Source organism: Bacillus sp. GMa5/1 (genome assembly GCF_050172015.1).
Lineage (GTDB): Bacteria > Bacillota > Bacilli > Bacillales > Bacillaceae_G > Bacillus_A > Bacillus_A cereus.
The window spans coordinates 19153-41123 of record NZ_JBNLYC010000009.1; the positions used below are offsets into that span (position 1 = coordinate 19153).

Below are 21971 nucleotides of genomic sequence, written 5' to 3' on the forward strand. Positions count from 1 at the left end.
ATAGTCCCCCCGATTAAAATTCCGCAAGTTCACGCATTGCTTTTTCAACTTTATCTGGATTTACCATAAAGAATTTTTCCATTGTTGGTGCATATGGCATTGCTGGAACGTCTGGACCTGCAAGACGTGCGATTGGCGCATCTAAATCAAATAGACAGTTTTCAGCGATAATTGCTGCCACTTCACTCATAATGCTTCCTTCTTTATTGTCTTCTGTTACAAGAAGAACTTTACCTGTTTTAGAAGCTGCTTCAATGATTGCTTCTTTATCTAATGGATATACAGTACGTAAATCAAGAATGTGTGCAGAGATGCCATCTTGTGCTAACTTTTCAGCCGCTTGAAGAGCAAAATGAACACATAATCCGTACGTGATAACTGTAATATCATCACCTTCACGTTTTACATCTGCTTTTCCGATTGGTAATACGTAGTCATCCTCTGGTACTTCACCTTTAATTAAACGATATGCACGTTTATGTTCGAAGAATAATACTGGATCTTCATCACGAATGGCTGCTTTTAATAAGCCTTTTGCATCATATGGTGTAGAAGGGATAACGATTTTTAAACCTGGTTGGTTTGCAAACATCGCTTCTACAGATTGTGAATGATACAATGCACCGTGAACCCCCCCGCCAAATGGTGCACGGATTGTAACTGGACAAGTCCAATCATTATTAGAACGATAACGAATTTTTGCTGCCTCAGAAACAATTTGGTTTACTGCTGGCATGATGAAATCAGCAAACTGCATTTCAGCGATTGGACGCATACCATACATTGCTGCACCAATTGCTACCCCAGCAATTGCAGATTCTGCAAGCGGTGCATCAAGCGCACGATCTTCACCAAATTGATCATACAAACCGTGTGTCGCTTTAAACACGCCACCTTTTTTACCAACATCTTCTCCTAAAACGAATACTTTCTCATCGCGTTCCATTTCTTCGCGCATTGCTAATGTAATAGCATCAATATAAGACATTACAGCCATGAAACGTTCCCCCCTATTCTGCGTATACGTGCTTCAATGCATCTTCAGGTGCTGCATACGGAGCATTTTCTGCATATTCTGTTGCTTCATTTACGATATGCATAATTTCGTCTAACATTTGTTTTTCGGATTCCTCAGTTAACACACCAGCTTCTTTTAAATAAGCTGCGAATGTTATAATTGAATCTTTTTTCTTTGCTTCTTCTACTTCTTCCTTATCACGATAAACACGATCATCATCGTCACTAGAATGTGCTGTTAAACGATATGATACTGTTTCAATTAAAGTTGGTCCTTCACCACGACGACCGCGATCTGCTGCTTCTTTTACAGCTTTATATACTGCAAGTGGATCGTTTCCGTCTATTGTATATCCAGGCATACCGTAACCAATCGCACGATCTGATACGTTTTTACATGCTAATTGTTTTTCAACTGGAATAGAGATTGCATATTTGTTATTTTCACACATAAAAATAACAGGTAGTTTGTGTACACCAGCAAAGTTTGCCCCTTCATGGAAGTCACCTTGGTTTGAAGAACCTTCTCCAAATGTAACGAACGTTACTAAATCTTTCTTCTCCATTTTTCCAGCTAGTGCAATACCAACTGCATGTGGTACTTGTGTTGTTACTGGAGATGAACCTGTAACAATACGATTTTTCTTTTGACCGAAGTGACCAGGCATTTGACGACCACCAGAGTTTGGATCTCCAGCTTTCGCAAAAGCAGACAACATAAGCTCTTTAGCTGTCATACCAAATGCTAGTACAACACCCATATCACGGTAGTATGGTAATGCATAATCTTTCTCTCTATCAAGAGCGAACGCCGCTCCAACTTGTGCAGCCTCTTGTCCTTGACAAGAAATTACGAATGGAATTTTACCAGCGCGGTTTAATAACCACATACGTTCGTCAATTTTACGTGCAAGTAACATCGTACGGAACATTTCTAATACTTGCTCATCACTTAAGCCAAGCTCTTCATGGCGCTTTTCTTTTACTTCTGCCATTTTTCATAACCTCCTAAATCCACATTTTTATGCGTGTAACGCTCTTCCATCTACAGCAAGTGCTGCTTCACCAATCGCCTCAGATAATGATGGATGCGGATGAATTGTATGTGCTACTTCCCAAGGTGTTGCATCAAGTACTCTTGCAAGACCCGCTTCAGAAATCATATCTGTTACATGTGGTCCAATCATATGAACACCAAGAATGTCATTTGTCTCTTCATCAACTACAAGTTTTACGAAACCATCTGATTCTCCGTATACAAGTGCTTTTCCGATTGCGCGGAATGAGAACTTACCTACTTTTAACTGATAGCCTTTTTCTTTCGCTTCTTGTTCTGTTAAACCGACAGAAGCAACTTCTGGACTGCTATATACGCATTTTGATACCATAGAGTAATCAATTGGTGTAACTTCTTTCCCTGCAATATGTTCTACTGCAGCAATTCCTTCATGAGAAGCAACGTGAGCAAGTTGCAGGCCACCGATTACATCTCCAATTGCGTAAATATGCGATTCTTTCGTTTGATAAAACTCATTTGTTTGAATGTATCCTTTTTCCACAACAATATCTGTGTTCTCTAAGCCAATATTTTGCGTATTCGCTTGTCTTCCTACAGATACAAGCATTTTTTCTGCTTTAAATTCTTTATTTTCACCGTTGTGTTCAGCTTGGATTGTTACTCCATTATCTTTTACCAATGTTTCTGGTAATACTTTTGCACCAGTTACCACTTTAATACCTTTTTTCTTGAATAGACGTTGCATTTCTTTTGAAACGTCTTGATCTTCTAGTGGTAATATTGTTTTTGCATACTCTAATACTGTAACTTCTACACCGAAGTCAGCAAGCATAGATGCCCACTCAATACCGATTACACCGCCACCAACGATAATAATCGAACTAGGAAGCGTTTCCATTTTTAGGGCATGATCTGAAGACATTACGTACTCTCCGTCTAATTCTAAACCTGGTAATGAATTTGGACGAGAACCTGTTGCAATAAGTACATTTTTTGGAATTAACATTTCATTCTCTTCTCCACTTGCAAGTTCAACTGAAATTGTCCCTGGCATCGGAGAGAAAATAGATGGGCCAAGAATACGGCCAATACCTTCAAACACATCAATTTTACCTTGTTTCATTAAGTGTTGAACGCCTTTATGAAGCTGCGTTACAATCTTCTCTTTACGCTCTTGTACTTTCGCAAAGTTTAGTTCTACATTGCTTGCAATAACTCCGAACTCTTCGCTTTTTTTAGCAGTTGCATATACTTCCGCACTACGTAAAAGAGCTTTACTAGGGATACATCCTTTGTGTAAACAAGTACCACCAAGATTTTCTTTTTCGACTAGTGCAGTTTTTAACCCTAGTTGTGATGCACGAATTGCAGCAACATATCCACCAGTACCGCCGCCAACGATGACTAAATCATATTCTTTTGCCATTATCTCAACCCCTAGCTACCGTTTCTTTTTCACGTACAACATATTCTTTTGGAGCTTCTTCTTCACGTAATACACGAAGTGCTCCTTCTGCTAACGCTTCTAACTCATCTTCGCCTGGATGTACGATAACATCTGCAATCCAGTCCACTCGCTCTTTTATTTCATCGACAAGAATTTTACTGTATGCCAGTCCACCAGTTAATACGATTGCATCGATTTTCCCGTGAAGTACAGCGCTAGCTCCGCCAATCTCTTTTGCAACTTGATATGCCATTGCTTTATAAATAAGAGTTGCTTCAGGATCACCTTTTTCAACCATTTTCTCTACTTTAATCGCATCATTTGTACCGATTAAACTTACAAGTCCACCTTGTCCGACAAGCTTTTTAATCATTTCATCTCGGTAATACTCACCAGAGAAACACATTTCTACTAGTTGCCCTACTGGTACTGTACCAGCACGCTCTGGACTAAATGGTCCTTCTCCGTTTAAACCGTTATTCACATCGATTACTCTTCCTTTTTTATGAGCACCAACTGTAATACCACCGCCCATATGTGTAACTAATAAATTTAAATCCTCATATTTGTGGTTTAACTGTTCGGCTACTTTACGAGCAACTGCTTTTTGATTTAATGCATGGAAGATACTTTTACGTTCCATACCAGCAATACCACTTATACGAGCAACTGGCTCCATCTCATCTACAACGACAGGATCCACAATAAATGCAGGAATGTTTAATCCAGAAGCAATTTCATATGCTAAAATGCCTCCAAGGTTTGAAGCGTGATGACCGCTAAACCCATTTTTTAAATCTTCTAACATCGCATCGTTTACTGTATACGTACCGCCTTCGATTGGACGAAGTAATCCACCACGTCCACAAACAGCGTTTAATTTTGAAATGTTAATACCATGAGAATGTAGAACTTCTAAAATCGTTTCTTTTCGAAACTCATATTGGTCGATAATTCGCTTGTATTTCCCAATCTGTTCTACGTCATGACGAATCGTTTCTTCTAAAACGGGTCTTTCATTATCAAAAACACCAATTTTTGTGGATGTACTACCTGGGTTAATAACAAGAATTCGATTTACAGACAATGTTGCTACCTCCACTAATAAATTCAAAAGGAAGTGGAAACCTCATAAGAGGTAACCACGCCTTTTGTAAAAGTTATATATGAATGATTAGCGACGGCTAATAATATCGTGACCGTTGCGTAAGTAAGTGCTACGAGAATTTTTCAAGCTTGCAATGCGCTCTTCAGCTAGACGATCTGCCGCTACATAAGTTGCTATGCCATCGCGTTTTGAAATTTCGATTACTTTTGCAATTGTGTCATAAATAGACTCAACACGTTTTAGTGCACGTTCTCTATTGTATCCATATAATTCGTCTGCTACGTTAATTACGCCACCTGCATTAATTACATAATCTGGTGCGTATACAATACCCATTTCATGAATGATGTCACCGTGACGATTTTCTTTTAATTGGTTATTTGCAGAACCTGCGATTACTTTTGCTTTAAGTTGTGGAATAGTTTCATCATTAACTGTTGCGCCTAATGCACATGGTGCGTAAATATCGCATTCAACACCGTAAATTTCATTTGGTTCAACTGCTGATGCACCGAATTCTTCTACAGCACGTTGTACAGCTTCTTTATTAATATCTGTAACGATTAATTTTGCTCCTTCAGCGTGTAAATGTTTGCATAGGTGATATGCTACGTTACCAACGCCTTGAACAGCAATTACTTTTCCTTCTAAATTGTCAGTACCGAAAGCTTCTTTTGCAGCTGCTTTCATACCACGGTAAACACCGTATGCAGTTACTGGAGATGGGTTACCAGAAGAACCGAATGATGGTGAGATACCTGTTACAAAGTCAGTTTCTTCATGGATAATATCCATATCATCTACTGTTGTACCAACATCTTCAGCTGTAATGTAACGTCCGTTTAGTCCTTGGATATAACGTCCTAGTGCACGGAACATTGCTTCGCTCTTATCTTTACGAGGATCACCGATAATTACTGTTTTCGCACCACCTAAGTTTAAACCAGCTGCTGCGTTTTTGTATGTCATCCCTTTTGCAAGACGCAATGCATCTTCAATCGCCGCTTCTTCAGAATCATATGTCCACATTCTTGTTCCACCAAGAGCCGGTCCAAGTGTTGTATCATGAATTGCAATAATTGCTTTTAAACCAGATTCTTTATCTTGACAAAATACTACTTGCTCATAATCATATTTTTCTAAGTATTCGAAGATTTCTAATGTCATTGTCGTTTCCCCCTAATGTTTTACCCTTTTTGGTTTATTTTGAAGCAGTCGCAACTGCCAATGCTAATGAATATACTTTTGTTTCTGCTGAATCAGCACGAGATGTTAAAACAATCGGTGCTTTTGCGCCAGCAATCATTGCTCCTACTTTTGCATCCGCAAAGTATACGAGTGATTTATATAGCACATTTCCAGCTTCAATCGTTGGGACGAGTAAAATATCTGCCTTACCTGCTACATCACTTACTATGCCTTTATGCTCTGCTGCAATTTGTGATACTGCATTATCTAAAGCAAGTGGTCCATCAACGATACAATCTTTAATTTGTCCGCGGCGATTCATTTGTGTTAACATCGCTGCATCAATTGTCGCCTGCATCGCTGGATTCACAACTTCTACTGCTGCGATTGGTGCCACTTTGGGCAAGTCGATTCCTATTGCCTGGGCAACTTCTACAGTATTTTGTATAATAGCAGCTTTTTGTGTTACGTCAGGTGCGATGTTCATCGCTGCATCTGTAACGAAAATAAGACGGTCGTAATTTTGAACTTCAAATGCTGCTACATGTGAAAGTACGCTACCTTTACGTAGGCCCCACTCTTTGTTTAACACAGCCTTCAAAATATTCGCTGTTGGGATGTTCCCCTTCATAAGCACATCTGCTTCACCATTTCTCACAGCTTTAACAGAAAGTTCTGCAGCTTCAGCACTAGACATTGCTGCAATCACTTCAACATGTTCTGAAGTTTGTAAACCATGTTCTTGTAGCATCCCCATTATTTTTTCTTGATTTCCATATAGACGAAATTGAGCTAGCTGTAATTTAATTGCTTTCGCTACAGCTTCAATTACTTCATGATCTTCAGCTACTGCTACAGCCACAGTTTTTTTAGGCTTTCCTGCTGCTTGATCAATTAAGTATTCTAACTTCATATTTTGTAATCAACCCTTTCCGTCGTCCCTCGTCTATTTATAAAGCAAATACCGTGCCAACTTTTAAAAGTGGTCTTACCAATAATGAAAACGCATTCAAAATGCAGTAAAATCAATACTTTGGAAAATAACGAAAGATTCTGTCTTATTTTGTCACTTTTTGTATACCATGCAATAAATTGCACGGTACGCAATTTATTGCATGCTATTTTTTGCATGGTCATACTTTTCTAGCTTGTAATATAAATTTCGAACGGAAATTCCTAACGCTTTTGCAGTTTGTGTTTTATTCCCATCAAATCTCTCCAAATATTCATAAATAATATTCCCTTCAAACTCTGTCACTAAATGTTCAAGTGGCTTTTCTTCTAATTCAGGTAATAAATGAGATTGCTTTGACTCCACCTGCTCTTCGTTATGTAATGGCGGTAAATGGTGTACATCAATATAGGTCTCGTTATAATTCATAAAGATAATAGCTCTCCCCAAAATATTTTCAAGTTCCCTCACATTTCCTGGCCATTCGTATGATTGTAAATATAAAACGGCTGAATCAGTGAGCCCTTCTACATTACGACCGTAATCTTGATTAATTTTTTGAATCAATCTGTCCGCAATTGTCGGTATATCTCCTTTACGTTGACGAAGAGATGGAATTTGAATTGGAATTTTATTTAATCGATAATATAAATCCTCCCTAAACTTCCCTTCTAGAATAGCCTTTTCTAAATTCACATGTGTCGCTGCAATTACTCGAACATTAATAGGTATCGCTTTCGTTCCACCAACTTTTACAATTTCTTTTTCCTGCAATACACGAAGGAGTTTCGCTTGTGTATTTGCAGACAACTCCCCTATTTCATCTAAAAAAATACTACCGTTATTCGCTTCCTCAAAGAACCCACGTTTCCCGCCTCTTTTCGCTCCAGAAAACGCCCCTTCCTCATAACCAAATAATTCACTTTCTAACAACGTCTCCGAAATGGCCGCACAGTTTACACGGACGAACTTATTGTATTTTCGATTACTTCCATTATGGATTGCATGTGCAAACAATTCTTTACCAGTCCCAGATTCCCCGCGTAACAGTACTGTTGCTGGTGTATTCGCTCCTAGCTTCGCCTGTTCGATAGCTGCCGTTGTTTCATCTGAATTTCCGACAATATCATCAAATGAATATTTTGCTTCTAATGTACGAATAATTTGCCTTGCTCTATTCAATTCATTTGTTAATTTTTGAATTTCCGACACGTCACGGATAACACCGACGCTTCCTTTCAATATTCCATCCACAATAACTGGTGCTACGTTTACAATTACATCTCGCTTTTTTTGCCCAATCTTCATATGTATTCCGCGCACCGCACGACGCGTTCGAAGTACTTTCATATGCATACTTTCGCCTTCTACAATATCAGTTGTAGCAGGCTTCCCAATAATATCTTCTTCTGTTAAACCCGTTAATTTCGTATATGCCGGGTTAATGACTAAACCTCTTCCTTTTTCATCCACAACCGAAATCGCTTCTTCAGATGAGTTAATAATTGCCTCTAATAGTGTTTGAATTTCTTTTAAGTCTGTAACTTCTTCCGCAAGATCTACAACTTCTGTTATATCTTTAAAAATTGCAAATGCCCCTTGTACCTCTCCTCCTTCTTTTAATATTGGAATACGCGTTGTAATAATTTTCTTTCCATTCTCTAATGTCAGTTCATAATTTACTTCTATTTGTTTCGTACGTATAATGCGAAGTAATTTACTAGTTGGAATGACTTCTAAAATATACTTTCCTATCGCCTCTTCTTTTTTATATCCGATAATACGCTCTGCACTTTTATTAAAAAGACGAACTTGTCCCTCTCGATCAATTACAATCATGCCGTCATGTGTAGAATTTAAAATTAATTCTCCTTGTTGCGTCTGTTCCTCTAACCGCCCAATTAGCCCTTCCTTCTCATGCGCTAATCCTGTAACAATTTTTGCGATATCACCTGGTATAAGAAGAGTGTCTTTTTTCTTTTTTTCTAATAAAACTTTATGTACATCATCTTCACCTGTCATATCAAATATTACATCGATATGCATAGAAAGAAATGGAGTTACACTTTCTCCAATTGCAATCCCGTATTCCTTAGCAATTTGTAGTCCTTTTGCCAACGGATTTATATCAATAATCCCTATAATTTGAAATATATTCGAACTTTGTAACAGATTCAGCAGCGCGCTCCCGCCTTCACCTGCACCAACAATTAATACTTTTTGTTTCATATATTACACTTCCTCTCGAAGTAACTCTGCAAATTTTTTCACACCCTTATCTTACTCGTTCAGCACCCTCTTGACAAACCCCCTTTCCGTATAACATCATTAAAATATACGAAATAATCTGAAAAGGAGCGTTATGTATGCAGCGTTACGTTGCTCTACTATTAGCACTCATCCCTATTTCATTAGCTGTGTTTGGTATAAAGTTAATGAGAGATACTGTATTCGGGATTCTATTTCCACCAATTTCTATACTATGGTTACAATTTTTAATCGGCGCTCTCTGCTTCGCGCTCGGGTTTTATATCTTTGGTGGCTTCGTCTTGCACCGAGATCGCAAACGAAATAAAGTACAAGCTCGCTTTAGAAGATAGGAATACCCCACTATTTATAAATAAAAAAATGAGACCGTTACACGCGGTCTCATTTTTTTATTGGCAATAACGTTCTTGCCGTTTCAGGGTAATCAGTAATAATCGCCGATATATTCATATCAAAATATTTACGCATAAGCGTTTCTTCATTAATTGTATAAGGGCGAACTTCTACACCACTTTCCATCGTTAGTTCGGCAATAGCATCTTGAAGATAACGATAATTCGGATGTACTGCTGTAGCCCCCATTTTTTTCGCGTATGCCCACGGACTATGCAAACCTTCGCGATATAAAATTGCTGTTTGAATATCAGGAGCCATCATATGGCACCGTTTCATACTGTAGTGATTAAACGAAGAAAATATAACACGATCCTCTAGACTAAATTTCCGTACAAGCGTTATAACTTCTTCCTCTAAACCTCTGTATGGAATTTTATTATTTTTAAGTTCAATATTAAGTAGCAAACTCGTTTGTTCAAGCCATTCTAATACCTCTTCTAAAAGTGGTATTTTACAAAAACCTACTTTATCACCAAATTTATAACTTGCATCTAACTTGCATAAGTCCTCATATACATAATTCCGAACCGCACCTTTTCCATTTGTTGTCCGGTCCACCGTTTCATCGTGAATGACGACAACTTTTCCATCTTTCGTTAATTGAACATCAAGTTCAATTCCATCCGCTCTAAAAGACTCAGCTGCTTCAAATGAAATCATTGTATTTTCTGGGTACGTTCCAGCCGCACCACGATGTGCAAATATAAGAGTCATCCTCACTCCCCCAATCTTATGCTATACTATACGAAAAAGGAGGTACTTCTATGAGACCATTACAAATCTCTCCAGATACTGCAGTCCGCTTATCAAAAGCACTAGGTGTTCCACTTGAACAACTCATGCATATGCCGCAGCACATTTTAATTCAAAAACTAGTTGAATTAGAAAAACAAAATAAAGACGAAGAATAATACAGTCCTGTTTTGCAGGACTTTTTATTATTTTCTATTATATCACGGATGCCTTTCCTACTAAAATCCTTTAACAGATGTACTACGATGTGATTTAGCCGTTCCTTCATCATTTAATAATGAATCACATCTTTTCTTTTTTGTTACACGTCATAAAGAAAGCAGACCATTTATTTATAAGTCCCCATTGCGTCCTAAAAACACGATCATAAAAAAACTAGAAGCCCTTTATATTGTTTTTATTGAACGTGCGGAGCATCCCCTGATTCGTATAGTTCTTTCGCTTTTTCCTCCCCGAATGTAGTTAAAATATAATGTTGCTCTTCTAACGCATCCATTGCTCTAGTTGCTTTACAAACGCTATCTTCTTGAGCATCTGAGAAATAATTGTGATCTTCTACAATTTTACTAAAATCTTTTTTCGCCCATCTATCAGCAATTGCTAAAAGTTCATTTTTCTTCGCAAAGCTACTCTTATTTATAATTTCTTTTAATTTTTTAGTATTACTTTGAATCATTGGGATAGAGCCCGATTTTCGTTCTGCCACCACTTTTTGATGAGTCATGCGATGCATCGCTGTAATGACTTCGCTTTCAGTAGAATTTTCAGTAACATACACATCAACAAAGACCCCATCTACCTCTCTACCTACTATTGTTTGGTCTTCTTTTTTATCTATTTGAGCACTCACTTCTTTATCTACGGGATTATCTGCAAGTTCTAACATTCCAAATGTAACTGCAATAGCAAGAACTCCCATAGCTGCTACTATTCCTAGCCAAGTTGAAATTTTATTTTCCATTCCCCTTCTCCCTATCTATATCTATTTTATTGCCTTATAAAAAACTCACTTACATGTAATATTACTAAAAATAGGTTTTATTTTCCATACTATCAAATAATCTCTTTTTCTCAACAAAATAAAAAGACCAACGAATTATAACATTCATTGGTCTTTAAATAAAAAGTTCATTGGTTTTAAATTTGATATCGAGTATCAATTTCAAGAATTATTAAGCTTTACTAAAGCTTAAATCCCTTACTACTTTTACTCTCAACTAGCTTTATGTTCAAGTCTCAGCTTATCCGCAACCATTGCGATAAACTCAGAATTCGTAGGTTTTGCTTTTGACATGGATACTGTATAACCGAATAAGGACGAAATAGAATCAATATTCCCACGGCTCCAAGCTACTTCAATAGCGTGACGAATTGCGCGCTCCACACGGCTTGCTGTTGTATTATATTTCTTTGCGATATCTGGATACAATACTTTCGTAATCGATCCTAATAATTCGATATCATTGTATACCATGGAGATTGCTTCTCGTAAATACATATATCCTTTAATATGAGCGGGTACACCAATTTCATGAATGATACTCGTAATACTCGCATCTAAGTTTTTCGGTTTTCCATCTACTGTTGTGGCTGATCGGAATGATGGTAGTGGACGCTTAATCATAGTGTTTGCTTTACCACTCACTTGACGAATATGACTCGTTAAATTCTCCATATCAAATGGTTTTAATATGAAATATGAGGCACCTAAGTCAACTGCTTTTTTCGTCACATCTTCTTGGCCAAATGCTGTCAACATAATTACGCTAGGCTGTTTTAACCTTTCAATATGTCGCATTTTCTCCAATACAGCTAAACCATCTAAGTGTGGCATAATAATGTCTAAAACGAGTACATCAGGTTGCTTATCTGTTAATAAGTTTAAACACTCTTGACCATTATAAGCAGTACCGATTACTTCCATATCATCTTGAGCGGCTACATAGCTCTCTAACATTGATACTAGTTCTTTATTATCATCCACAAGACATACTTTAATTTTCTCCACAGCTTTTCCTCCCTTACCGAATCGATTCTCCGACATGTGTATCCTTCTAGGCTACATGAATTGTTCGACAATTGTGTGAAAATTCCCTTTTAAAGTTTCTTACTTTCCGATAAAATCACAAAAAAATATGTTTATCGTTCATTTATTCCCTTTCGCAACACATTCCATCATAGAAATACAACGAAACGTTCAACCCTTTCCTTTTATTTTACAACAAAAAACACCTCTTGCGGAGCTTTTACAAAATTTCAACGAATTTTTCAACAGAAAAAGCGAGCTAATAATATATATTAGCTCGCTTTTTTCTCTTGATCATAAATATTAATTCCAGCTTGATGTAACATCCATTCAATATGAACACCATATCCTGATGTTGGATCATTTACAAATACATGTGTAACAGCACCAATTACTTTTCCATTTTGTACAATTGGACTTCCGCTCATTCCTTGTACGATACCGCCCGTTTTCGCTAATAGACGTTTATCTGTTACTTTTATTACCATACCCTTTGTGGCTGGGAATTTTTGCTGCACTGTACTAACAACTTCAATATCAAACGCTTCTACTTTATCTTGATCAATAACTGTTAATATTTTTGCCGGTCCTTCTTTTACTTGATGAGATAATGCGATAGGCATTGCTTTATCCATTATACCGTTTTTCATATTCGTATTTAATTTTCCAAAAATACCATATGGACTATTAATTGTAATATTGCCAATCACTTCACGGTCTGGTGAGAATCTTGCTAATTTCTCCCCTGGATTCCCATGACTACCTCTTTCAATTGATGTAACTGTCGAGCGCATAATTTGTCCATCTTCGACTTGAATCGGCTTTTTCGTATCATTATCAGAAATAACATGACCAAGTGCCCCATATTTCATAGAATCTGGATGAACAAATGTCATCGTTCCAATTCCAGCTGCCGAATCACGGATATACAAGCCAATTCGATAAGACGATTCACCGTTGTCTTTTTGTGGAGTTAGCTTCGTACGAATATATTTTCCATCTCTTAACAATACAAGATTAAGCGGTTCACCTGTTTCTCCACTATTATGAATAAACGGTGCTACATCACTCATTCTTTCAATTGTTTTACCATTAATTTCAGTAATCATATCTCCAATTTGTACACCTGCTGTTTCACCAGGAGATATTTTACCTTTTTCAGTTTGAATTAAATGATGGCCTACAACAAGTACACCTTTTGTATTTAATTTCACACCAATTGATTGTCCACCTGGAATCACTTTAAAATCTTTTAACACTTTCACATTTACTTTTTTCACTGGAAAACCAGCAAGCTGAAATACCATATCAGCTTCACCATTTTGATGAGAATTTACCATAAGTCCTTGTTTTTGTTCATTCGAACTCACTGTAAATACATGACGATTTGTGGATGAAGCTTTGAAAACTGGTAATGATGATATTTCTGATTGTTGCCCTTCAAAAACAACAAGTTGTTTCGGTGATGAAATAAACGTTCGAAGCGGTTTAAAACATCCAATAAAAACTAAAGAAACAAGGAGACAAAGACCTATTATTTTTCGAAATTTTTCTAATTTCAACTTGTTCACTCTCCTCGCTCCTACCCCACATTCAGCCTCTTGGCTTCACTTTTTAATCTCTCCTTGCAGTGCTTTATTTATAACCGGAAGAATTAAGAAATCGTCATTTGAGAAAAAAAGCTATCCATTACTGGATAGCCTCTGCTGTCTGTTTAAAATGATGCGCTTGCGTAAGTAATTCTTTCGCATGCTCTGTCGTTAAATCTGTGATTTCCACACCAGAAATCATTCGAGCTATTTCTGTTACTTTATCCTCCATAGTTAAAACAGTAACTGATGTAATTGTCCGATCATTCGCTACTTGTTTTCGAATAAATAAATGTGAATCCGCCATTGAAGCTACTTGAGGTAAGTGCGTAATACAAAGTACTTGCGAGTTTACTGATACTCGATAAATTTTTTCCGCAATAGCCTGTGCGACCCGGCCACTTACACCCGTATCCACTTCATCAAAAATAACAGATGCAACCCCTTGATGCTTAGAAAAAATGCTTTTTAAAGCTAAAATGATACGAGATAACTCTCCGCCAGAAGCAACCTTTGAAAGTGGTTTTAGCGGCTCTCCTGGGTTCGTTGAAATATAAAATTCCACATGATCGTAACCATCCGCCGTAAGTCTTACCGGCGCACCTTCCACAAGGGGCTCTTCTGCATTTCCTTCTCTCTTCATAATTCTCACTTCAAATTTCGTTTTTTCCATATATAATTCTTTTAATTCCTGATGAATTGCATTTGTAAGGTGTTCTGCAAGCTCATGACGCATATTACTTAACAACGTTGCTTCTTTCATAATAACACTTTCTAATTCCTTCAACTGTTTCTTCGTCGTTTCAATATGAACGTCTTTATTTTCAATCGTAAAAATTTCCTGTTCAATTTTATCAGCATACGCTAAAATCTCTTCTACATTATTTCCATATTTTCTCTTTAGCATACGAATTTCATTCAAACGTGTTTCAATTTCATCTAAACGATTTGGATCATATTCCATCATATCGAGCTTTTCCCTCAGTTGATAGGCAACCTCTTCTAATAAGTAATAGCTATTTGCAATTGAATCATGATTCTCTTGATACACTTCATCTAAATGTGTAATACTTTCCATTTGCCCCATTGCACTTCTTACATTATCTAATCCTTGTCCGTCGGCACTTAAAGAACGATATGCATCACCTAACGCTTTATAAATCTTTTCAAAATTAGAAATTTGCAATCGTTCCTCAGTTAATTCATTTTCTTCATCCATCTTTAAATCCGCCTTGCGAATTTCCTCGTGCTGAAATTGAATTAAATCTAAGCGATGTGCCATTTGTTGCTCATTTTCACTTAACGATTTCAATTGTTTTTTTAATTTTTCATAGTCAGCGTATACGTTTTGATATATGTCTAATTGTTTAACGATTCGATCCCCATCAAAGTGATCAAGCATAAACAGATGTCGTTCTTCATTCATTAAATCTTGCGTTTCGTGCTGTCCATGAATATCAACAAGTGTTTTCCCAATTTCTTTTAATATGCTAAGTGTAACAAGCTTCCCATTTACACGACATACACTCTTCCCGTTCGCAGCAATATCACGCTTTAAAATAATCATACCATCTTCTATTTCTATATCTAACTCTTCTGCCTTTTCAATACATGGATGCTTCTCATCTTCAACATAAAATAGCCCTTCAATCTCAGCCTTTTCTGTTCCATATCGAACAAATTCTGCTGACCCACGGCCACCTACAAGTAAACTAATTGCATCAATAATAATCGATTTTCCGGCCCCTGTTTCACCGCTTAAAACCGTTAAACCTTTTTGAAAAGAAATATTTAATGCTTCAATAATAGCAAAGTTTCTAATCGATAATTCCGATAACAATGCCCCATTCACCTCGTTATAAAATAATCCCTTACTAAAGGATTTTCTCAGTTCTTCATTCAAATAATCATGCTATATATTTGTATGTATATACTCTTCTAACCCGCTTCATTGTACCAAACATTTGTTTTACGGGTCAATCCATCTATTTTTTAACTTTATGCAAACAAAATATTATATTACAATTGAAAATTCATATTTTTAACCAATAAAAATATCTTGTTCACTTTCCACTTTACGATGGAAAGCAAACAAGATTTTTTGTTACAACATATTTAAGAAACGATCAGAGACAACACCTGTATCGTCAGGTGTACGGCAAATAATTAAGCAAGTATCATCACCACAGATGGTTCCGATGATCTCATCCCACTCTAAATGATCAATAAGTGCTCCAAGTGAATGAGCGTTACCAGGCAATGTTTTTAGCACAAGCATATGTCCTGCCGTGTCTAATTTTACAAATGAATCCACTAGATTTCGTTTTAATTTTTGTAACGGGTTAAATCGTTGATCTGCTGGCAAGCTATATTTATAGCGCCCATCATGTAATGGCACCTTCACTAAGTGCAGTTCTTTAATATCGCGCGATACTGTTGCTTGCGTTACATTAAATCCCTCATTACGTAAAATATCAACTAATTCATCTTGTGTTTCAATTTCTTTGTTTGCAATAATTTCCCTGATTTTAATATGGCGCTGACCTTTATTCATACATTTGCACCTCACACTATCTCTTACCATAGTTTAAACATTGGTATACTTCACTTATTTATGTTAACTTATAATTCGTTTCTTGTACACAATTGTTTTTACAATCATTATACAATTACAGCAAAAAGAGGAACAACATATGTTATTCCCCTTTCCCTTTTTGTTTTAGAACGTCATGCGCTTCTGTAACAACTTGCTCTATAGAAATCGGAGAATGATTTTCGCCATTCTCACGTTCACCATGCCATTTCAGATGAATTAAAAATTCAATATTACCATCCCCACCCGTAATTGGTGAGAATGTTAAACCTTCCACATCATAGCCTTCTTTTAAAGCAAACTCGACAATCATTTCTACAACAGCTTCATGTACTTTTCTATCACGAACGATACCTTTTTTCCCAACTTGCTCTCTTCCAGCTTCAAACTGCGGTTTAATTAACGCTGCTACATCTCCGTTAGGCATAAGCATTGTTTTTAAAACTGGCAGTATAAGCTTTAATGATATAAATGAAACATCAATACTTGCAAATTGAGGTAAACCACGTTCTAAGTCTGCTGGTGTCACGTAACGGAAGTTTGTTCGTTCCATTACAACAACACGCTCATCTTGACGTAATTTCCACGCTAGTTGATTGTATCCTACATCTAATGCATAAGATAATTTCGCTCCATTTTGAAGCGCGCAATCTGTAAAGCCACCAGTTGATGAACCAATATCTATCATAACTTTATCTTGTAAATCAAGATGAAATGTCTCTAATGCCTTTTCAAGTTTATAACCACCACGACTTACATACGGCATAACTTGTCCCTTCACCGTAATCTCAGTATCTTGCGAGATTTTCTCTCCTGGCTTATCAAGTCTCATCTCATTTGCATATACGAGTCCGGCCATAATGGCGCGCTTTGCTTTCTCACGCGTTTCTATAAGTCCTCGCTCTACTAATAGTACATCTACTCTTTCTTTTTTTACGCTCATTTGTTACGCCCTTTTTTGTTTTGATGGAATCATTGTATGAATACGGTCTACAACAGCATCTGTCGTTAAACCAATTTCTTCTAATAATTTTGTTACACTTCCGTGCTCTATGAAGCGGTCTGGAATACCCATTCGTTCAACTAATGCACTATGGTAACCATTTTCAGATGCAAATTCAACTACTCCTGTTCCAAAACCACCGATTAAACAAGCTTCTTCAATCGTTAAAATCGGTATATTCTTTCCTAGAAGATCATGTAAATATGCTTCATCCATTGGTTTAATAAAGCGAGCATTCACTACTTTCACTGAAACCCCAGCTTTTTCAAGACGCTCAGCTGCTTCCATTGCCATTGGTATTGTCGTACCAAACGTTAAAATAGCTGCTTGTGTCCCCTCTTTTAACGTCTCCCACGTACCGATTGGAATCGCCTTTAATTCTTTATCCATATGAACGCCAAGTCCATTACCGCGAGCATAACGCAATGCGATTGGTCCATCTTCATATTGCATCGCCGTATAAACTAAATGTTGCCCTTCATTTTCATCTTTCGGCATCATAAGCACCATATTCGGCAAGTGACGTAAGAATGAGATATCAAATACGCCTTGATGCGTTTCACCATCTGCTCCTACTAATCCCGAGCGATCTATTCCGATGAAAACATTTAAATTTTGGCGGCATATATCATGAACAACTTGGTCATATGCTCTTTGTAAAAATGTTGAATAAATCGCTAAGAATGGCTTCATTCCTTGCGTTGCCATACCTGCTGCCATTGTTGTAGCATGCTGTTCTGCAATACCTACATCAATCATACGATCTGGGAATTCTTTTTGGAATTTCTCAAGTTTTGATCCAACAGGCATTGCAGGTGTAATTGCTACGATACGCTCATCCGCTCTCGCTAGCTTAAGTACTGTTTCACTAACGACAGCACTCCATGCTGGTGCAACTTCTTTCGGCTTAACGAAGTCACCTGATTCAATTTTATAAGGTCCTGTTCCATGCCAAGTTCCAATAACGTCACTCTCAGCCGGTTTATAACCTTTTCCTTTTTTCGTAATAACGTGAACAAGCACTGGGCCTTTTGTTTTCTTTGCATATTGCAACGTTTCGAATAACTTTTCATAATCATGCCCATCGACTGGACCTAAATATGTAAAGCCTAACTCTTCGAAAAAGACACCAGATACTAGTAAATATTTAAGACTATCTTTTATTTTCTCTGCTGTCGCAGCCACTTTCCCGCCAACTGCTGGGATTTTCTTTAATATATACTCTAATTCATCTTTTACCCAGTGATATTTTCCTGCGGTACGTAAACGACCGAGCACATTATGAAGCGCACCAACGTTTGGTGCAATTGACATTTCATTATCATTCAAAATAACAATCATGTCTGTTTTTTCATGTCCAATATGGTTCAATGCCTCTAAAGCCATTCCGCCTGTTAAAGCACCATCTCCAATAATTGGTATAACATATTCTTTCGTTTTCTTTAAATCACGTGCCAGAGCCATTCCCATTGCAGCCGATAACGAAGTCGAGCTATGACCAGTTTCCCATACATCGTGCTCACTCTCGCAACGTTTCGGGAAACCACATAGACCTTGATATTGCCTTAATGTACCAAACTCTTTCGCACGTCCAGTTAAAATTTTATGTACATAGGATTGATGTCCTACATCCCATAAAAATTTATCTTGCGGGCTATCAAATAATTTGTGCAGAGCAATTGTGAGTTCTACTACACCTAAATTAGGTGCAATATGTCCACCTGTTTGAGAGAGCTCTTCAATTAAAAACTTACGAATATCCTCACTCAATCCCTCTAGTTCACTGATAGACATATCTTTCAAAAAACTAGGGTTTTGAATTTGCGTTAGATCCACATGGATCACTCACTTTCATTTCATAATCTGTCAACATGTCAAATATTATAAAAAACATTTACACAAAACAAGAAATTCTCTTTTCTATTTTTCGTCTTGTCCCGCTATTAACCAGTCTATTGCGCCCTAATCCTATTATAAACCATATTTCTTTAGGCGATGAAAAAAATAGCCGCTAACACGAAGTGATAACGGCAATGTAATCTACATATATTTTTGCCAATAACAAGAAAAGAAAAACCTTTTCCTACATTTATATCATAAAATGATGAATGACTCAACAAATGAAAACGCTGTTATATTAGTTATTACGTTTTGCAATCAAATCACAAATAGATAGTAAATATTCATCTTGTAATTGCAAGGAACTAATCGCACCTTTTGCTTCTGCAATTGTTTCTTCTAAAATATCCTTTGCTCTATCTACAGTAAACAACGTTGTATATGTGCTCTTTTCATTAGAAAGATCGCTACCAATCGGTTTTCCAATCTCTTCTTCAGTTCCTTCGACATCTAAAATATCATCTCGAATTTGGAAAGCTAGACCGATATATTTGGCAAACGTAAGCAACTTTTCTTCTTGCTCTTCTGTCGCATCAGAAAGTATCGCACCCGCAAGTACAGCAAATTCAAGCAGTTTTCCGGTCTTATGTTTATGGATGTACTCCAATTCATCAATCGTAAGGCGTTTCCCTTCAGCTTCCATATCTGCCACTTGTCCGCCAACCATTCCTTCTGGTCCTGCTGCTTTTGCAAGTTCAAGTACAAGTCTTACTTTTTTTTCGGCAGAAATTTCTTTTTGCTCATATGCCATAATAACTTGAAAAGCATACGTCAATAAGCCATCTCCTGCTAAAACTGCCATCGCTTCACCAAATACTTTGTGATTTGTGGGCTTTCCTCTTCTTAAATCATCATCATCCATACAAGGTAAATCATCATGAACTAATGAATATGTATGAATCATTTCAAGAGCACAAGCTGCACCTACTCCAAGATTTCTTTCTTTCCCAAACGCTTGTAATGTTGCAAACAAAAGTAACGGGCGGAGACGTTTTCCACCCGCTTCCAAAGAATATGCCATCGCTTCACGAAGTACATTTGGACATTGTAATTCATTTGCATAGCTTACAAGTTTTTCTTCTACGAAAGTTTTACTTTCTTTCAAAAAAGTATCAAAAGCAATCGTCACTATGCTTCATCTCCTAAAGCAGTAAACGGTTCAAGCTCTCCATCTTCCCCAAGAATAACTGCCATTTGTTCTTGTACATTCTTCAGCTTCTCATCACAAAGCTTAGATAATTCCATACCTTCTTTAAAATAAGAAATCGCTTCTTCTAAAGGTACGTCACCTTGTTCTAGCTTAGAAACAAGATGCTCAAGTTGCGAAATTGCCTCTTCAAAGCTTAATTTATTTTCCATTATTCAATTCACGCTCCTCTATGCCTGATACGCTACAATCTAGTATTCCATCTTGTAATTGAACTGAAACAGCATCTCCAAGGCTTACATCTTTCACACTTTTTAACACTTGCTTCTCTTCATCATATACAAGCCCGTACCCTCTCATCATTACTTTAAGCGGACTTAACGCTTCAAGTTTTTGAGCAGCTCTTACAAAGGCAAATTCTTTCGTTTGAAGTAACGTTTGCATTTCACGTTGTAATTGCTTTTGCAACGTTTCAACAGCTACCTTCGTTTGCATAATTTTTTGAGATGGGTGGTGCTTCTCTAAATAAAATGAAAGTTGCTTTAACTGATTCACCTTTTTATCAATATAGCGCTCTTTCGCTAAAACAAGCTGTTCTAGCGCTCTATCTAATTGCTCTTCCTTTTGCTCATATACTTGTCTTGGATAACGGAACGCATACGATTTTTGCAACACTTGTAGTTTTTCTTCTTTTTTATGTACTAACTCTCTCATTGCTCTTTGCAATCTCAGAGTTCTTTGTAATACCTTTTCTTGTAACTCTATAATGTTAGGTGCTGCCAGCTCAGCTGCTGCAGTCGGTGTTGGCGCGCGTAAATCTGCAACAAAATCTGCGATTGTAAAATCCGTTTCATGGCCTACTGCCGAAATAATAGGAATTTCACTCTTAAAGATTGCTCTTGCAACCATTTCCTCATTGAAAGCCCATAATTCCTCAATAGAACCTCCACCACGACCAACGATTAGTACATCTATCTCTCCCATTTCATTCGCTGTACGAATCGCTTGTACAATCGAGGGAGCCGCTGACTCCCCTTGTACAAGTACCGGAAATACAATAACATTCCCAATTGGATAACGACGTTTAATCGTTGTTATAATATCACGAATCGCTGCTCCTGTTGGCGACGTAATCACACCTATTGTTTTAGCGTAAGGAGGAATCGCTTTTTTATAAACTTGAGAAAAAAGTCCTTCTTCTTCTAAACGAACTTTTAACTGTTCGTACGCTAAATGTAAATTCCCGACTCCGTCAGGCTGCATGTCTTGAATATAAATTTGATAAGAACCACTCGCCTCGTAAACAGAGATTTTCCCTTTCACGAGTACCTTCATCCCATTTTCAGGTTTGAATTTAATATTACGATTATGGCCCGCAAACATAACCGCTGCGATTCTTGCATTTTCATCTTTCAATGTAAAATACATGTGGCCACGGCTATGATTTTTAAAGTTGGAAATTTCACCTTTTAACCAAACAGACTGCAAATGCGGATCATATTCTATTTTTGTTTTTATATAGCGTGTTAACGCTGTAACGGTTAAATATTGCTTCTCCATTTCTCTC

The 21971-nt window shown here is 37.2% G+C and carries 20 protein-coding genes; 2 read left to right on the forward strand and 18 right to left on the reverse strand.

Annotated elements, in window-relative coordinates; all coding sequences use genetic code 11:
- Positions 1–13 precede the first annotated feature (13 nt).
- The 7 genes from bfmBAB to ACQGSG_RS04100 all read right to left on the reverse strand — a co-directional run bounded on the left by bfmBAB (position 14) and on the right by ACQGSG_RS04100 (position 8959).
- The gene (gene bfmBAB, locus ACQGSG_RS04070; protein WP_000290071.1) at positions 14–997 is read right to left on the reverse strand and encodes a 3-methyl-2-oxobutanoate dehydrogenase subunit beta; all 984 of its coding nucleotides are present in this window, start codon (positions 995–997) and stop codon (positions 14–16) included.
- Positions 998–1010: 13 nt separating this feature from the next.
- Entirely contained in the window at positions 1011–2012 is a 1002-nt protein-coding gene (gene bfmBAA / locus ACQGSG_RS04075) for a 3-methyl-2-oxobutanoate dehydrogenase subunit alpha (RefSeq protein ID WP_000852551.1), read from the reverse strand.
- 27 nt (positions 2013–2039) lie between these two features.
- A complete protein-coding gene (gene lpdA, locus ACQGSG_RS04080) occupies positions 2040–3461 on the reverse strand; it encodes a dihydrolipoyl dehydrogenase (RefSeq protein WP_426947025.1) in 1422 nt (473 codons plus the stop codon).
- Positions 3462–3465: 4 nt separating this feature from the next.
- Entirely contained in the window at positions 3466–4569 is a 1104-nt protein-coding gene (buk, locus tag ACQGSG_RS04085) for a butyrate kinase (RefSeq protein WP_000115780.1), read from the reverse strand.
- 87 nt (positions 4570–4656) lie between these two features.
- Positions 4657–5757, reverse strand: coding sequence for a leucine dehydrogenase (locus tag ACQGSG_RS04090; protein ID WP_000171357.1), 1101 nt, complete (start codon positions 5755–5757; stop codon positions 4657–4659).
- Positions 5758–5791: 34 nt separating this feature from the next.
- On the reverse strand, positions 5792–6691 hold the full coding sequence (gene yqiS / locus ACQGSG_RS04095; RefSeq protein ID WP_000764670.1) for a phosphate butyryltransferase: 900 nt from the start codon (positions 6689–6691) through the stop codon (positions 5792–5794).
- 195 nt (positions 6692–6886) lie between these two features.
- Positions 6887–8959: a sigma-54 interaction domain-containing protein gene (locus tag ACQGSG_RS04100; protein ID WP_000810974.1), complete on the reverse strand. Its 2073-nt coding sequence runs from the start codon at positions 8957–8959 to the stop codon at positions 6887–6889.
- 137 nt (positions 8960–9096) lie between these two features.
- Between ACQGSG_RS04100 and ACQGSG_RS04105 the strand changes: the two genes are divergently transcribed.
- Positions 9097–9330 carry a DUF2627 domain-containing protein gene (locus ACQGSG_RS04105; protein WP_001190210.1) on the forward strand — a complete coding sequence of 78 codons (234 nt, stop codon included), beginning with the start codon at positions 9097–9099 and terminating at the stop codon, positions 9328–9330.
- A 49-nt stretch (positions 9331–9379) separates the two neighbouring features.
- Here ACQGSG_RS04105 and ACQGSG_RS04110 read toward each other — a convergent pair whose 3' ends face one another.
- Complete coding sequence (locus ACQGSG_RS04110; RefSeq protein ID WP_000172580.1) at positions 9380–10108, reverse strand: glycerophosphodiester phosphodiesterase; 729 nt, start codon at positions 10106–10108, stop codon at positions 9380–9382.
- A gap of 50 nt (positions 10109–10158) precedes the next feature.
- Here ACQGSG_RS04110 and ACQGSG_RS04115 point away from each other — a divergent pair, with 50 nt between their 5' ends.
- Complete coding sequence (locus ACQGSG_RS04115; protein WP_001247671.1) at positions 10159–10305, forward strand: YycC family protein; 147 nt, start codon at positions 10159–10161, stop codon at positions 10303–10305.
- Between the two features lie 239 nt (positions 10306–10544).
- Here the strand turns inward: ACQGSG_RS04115 and ACQGSG_RS04120 are convergent, their stop codons facing one another.
- The 10 genes from ACQGSG_RS04120 to xseA all read right to left on the reverse strand — a co-directional run bounded on the left by ACQGSG_RS04120 (position 10545) and on the right by xseA (position 21964).
- Positions 10545–11108: a PRK06770 family protein gene (locus ACQGSG_RS04120; protein WP_000428232.1), complete on the reverse strand. Its 564-nt coding sequence runs from the start codon at positions 11106–11108 to the stop codon at positions 10545–10547.
- A gap of 252 nt (positions 11109–11360) precedes the next feature.
- Positions 11361–12155, reverse strand: coding sequence for a sporulation transcription factor Spo0A (spo0A, locus tag ACQGSG_RS04125; protein ID WP_021727703.1), 795 nt, complete (start codon positions 12153–12155; stop codon positions 11361–11363).
- 290 nt (positions 12156–12445) lie between these two features.
- Positions 12446–13744 (reverse strand): SpoIVB peptidase, encoded by a 1299-nt coding sequence (spoIVB, locus tag ACQGSG_RS04130; RefSeq protein ID WP_002000940.1) that lies wholly within the window; start codon positions 13742–13744, stop codon positions 12446–12448.
- Between the two features lie 118 nt (positions 13745–13862).
- Positions 13863–15602: a DNA repair protein RecN gene (gene recN, locus ACQGSG_RS04135; protein WP_000947765.1), complete on the reverse strand. Its 1740-nt coding sequence runs from the start codon at positions 15600–15602 to the stop codon at positions 13863–13865.
- Positions 15603–15866: 264 nt separating this feature from the next.
- Positions 15867–16316 carry an arginine repressor ArgR gene (gene argR / locus ACQGSG_RS04140; RefSeq protein WP_001032580.1) on the reverse strand — a complete coding sequence of 150 codons (450 nt, stop codon included), beginning with the start codon at positions 16314–16316 and terminating at the stop codon, positions 15867–15869.
- Between the two features lie 142 nt (positions 16317–16458).
- Entirely contained in the window at positions 16459–17298 is an 840-nt protein-coding gene (locus tag ACQGSG_RS04145; protein ID WP_000111874.1) for a TlyA family RNA methyltransferase, read from the reverse strand.
- A gap of 3 nt (positions 17299–17301) precedes the next feature.
- Positions 17302–19194 (reverse strand): 1-deoxy-D-xylulose-5-phosphate synthase, encoded by a 1893-nt coding sequence (gene dxs, locus ACQGSG_RS04150; RefSeq protein ID WP_000366454.1) that lies wholly within the window; start codon positions 19192–19194, stop codon positions 17302–17304.
- A 301-nt stretch (positions 19195–19495) separates the two neighbouring features.
- Complete coding sequence (ispA, locus tag ACQGSG_RS04155; protein WP_000150374.1) at positions 19496–20386, reverse strand: (2E,6E)-farnesyl diphosphate synthase; 891 nt, start codon at positions 20384–20386, stop codon at positions 19496–19498.
- Positions 20386–20616: an exodeoxyribonuclease VII small subunit gene (xseB, locus tag ACQGSG_RS04160; RefSeq protein ID WP_000428423.1), complete on the reverse strand. Its 231-nt coding sequence runs from the start codon at positions 20614–20616 to the stop codon at positions 20386–20388. The genes ispA and xseB overlap by 1 nt, the downstream gene beginning before the upstream one ends.
- Entirely contained in the window at positions 20606–21964 is a 1359-nt protein-coding gene (gene xseA, locus ACQGSG_RS04165; RefSeq protein ID WP_000415249.1) for an exodeoxyribonuclease VII large subunit, read from the reverse strand. Before xseA ends, xseB begins: the two co-directional genes overlap by 11 nt.
- Between the last annotated feature and the right edge of the window lie 7 nt (positions 21965–21971).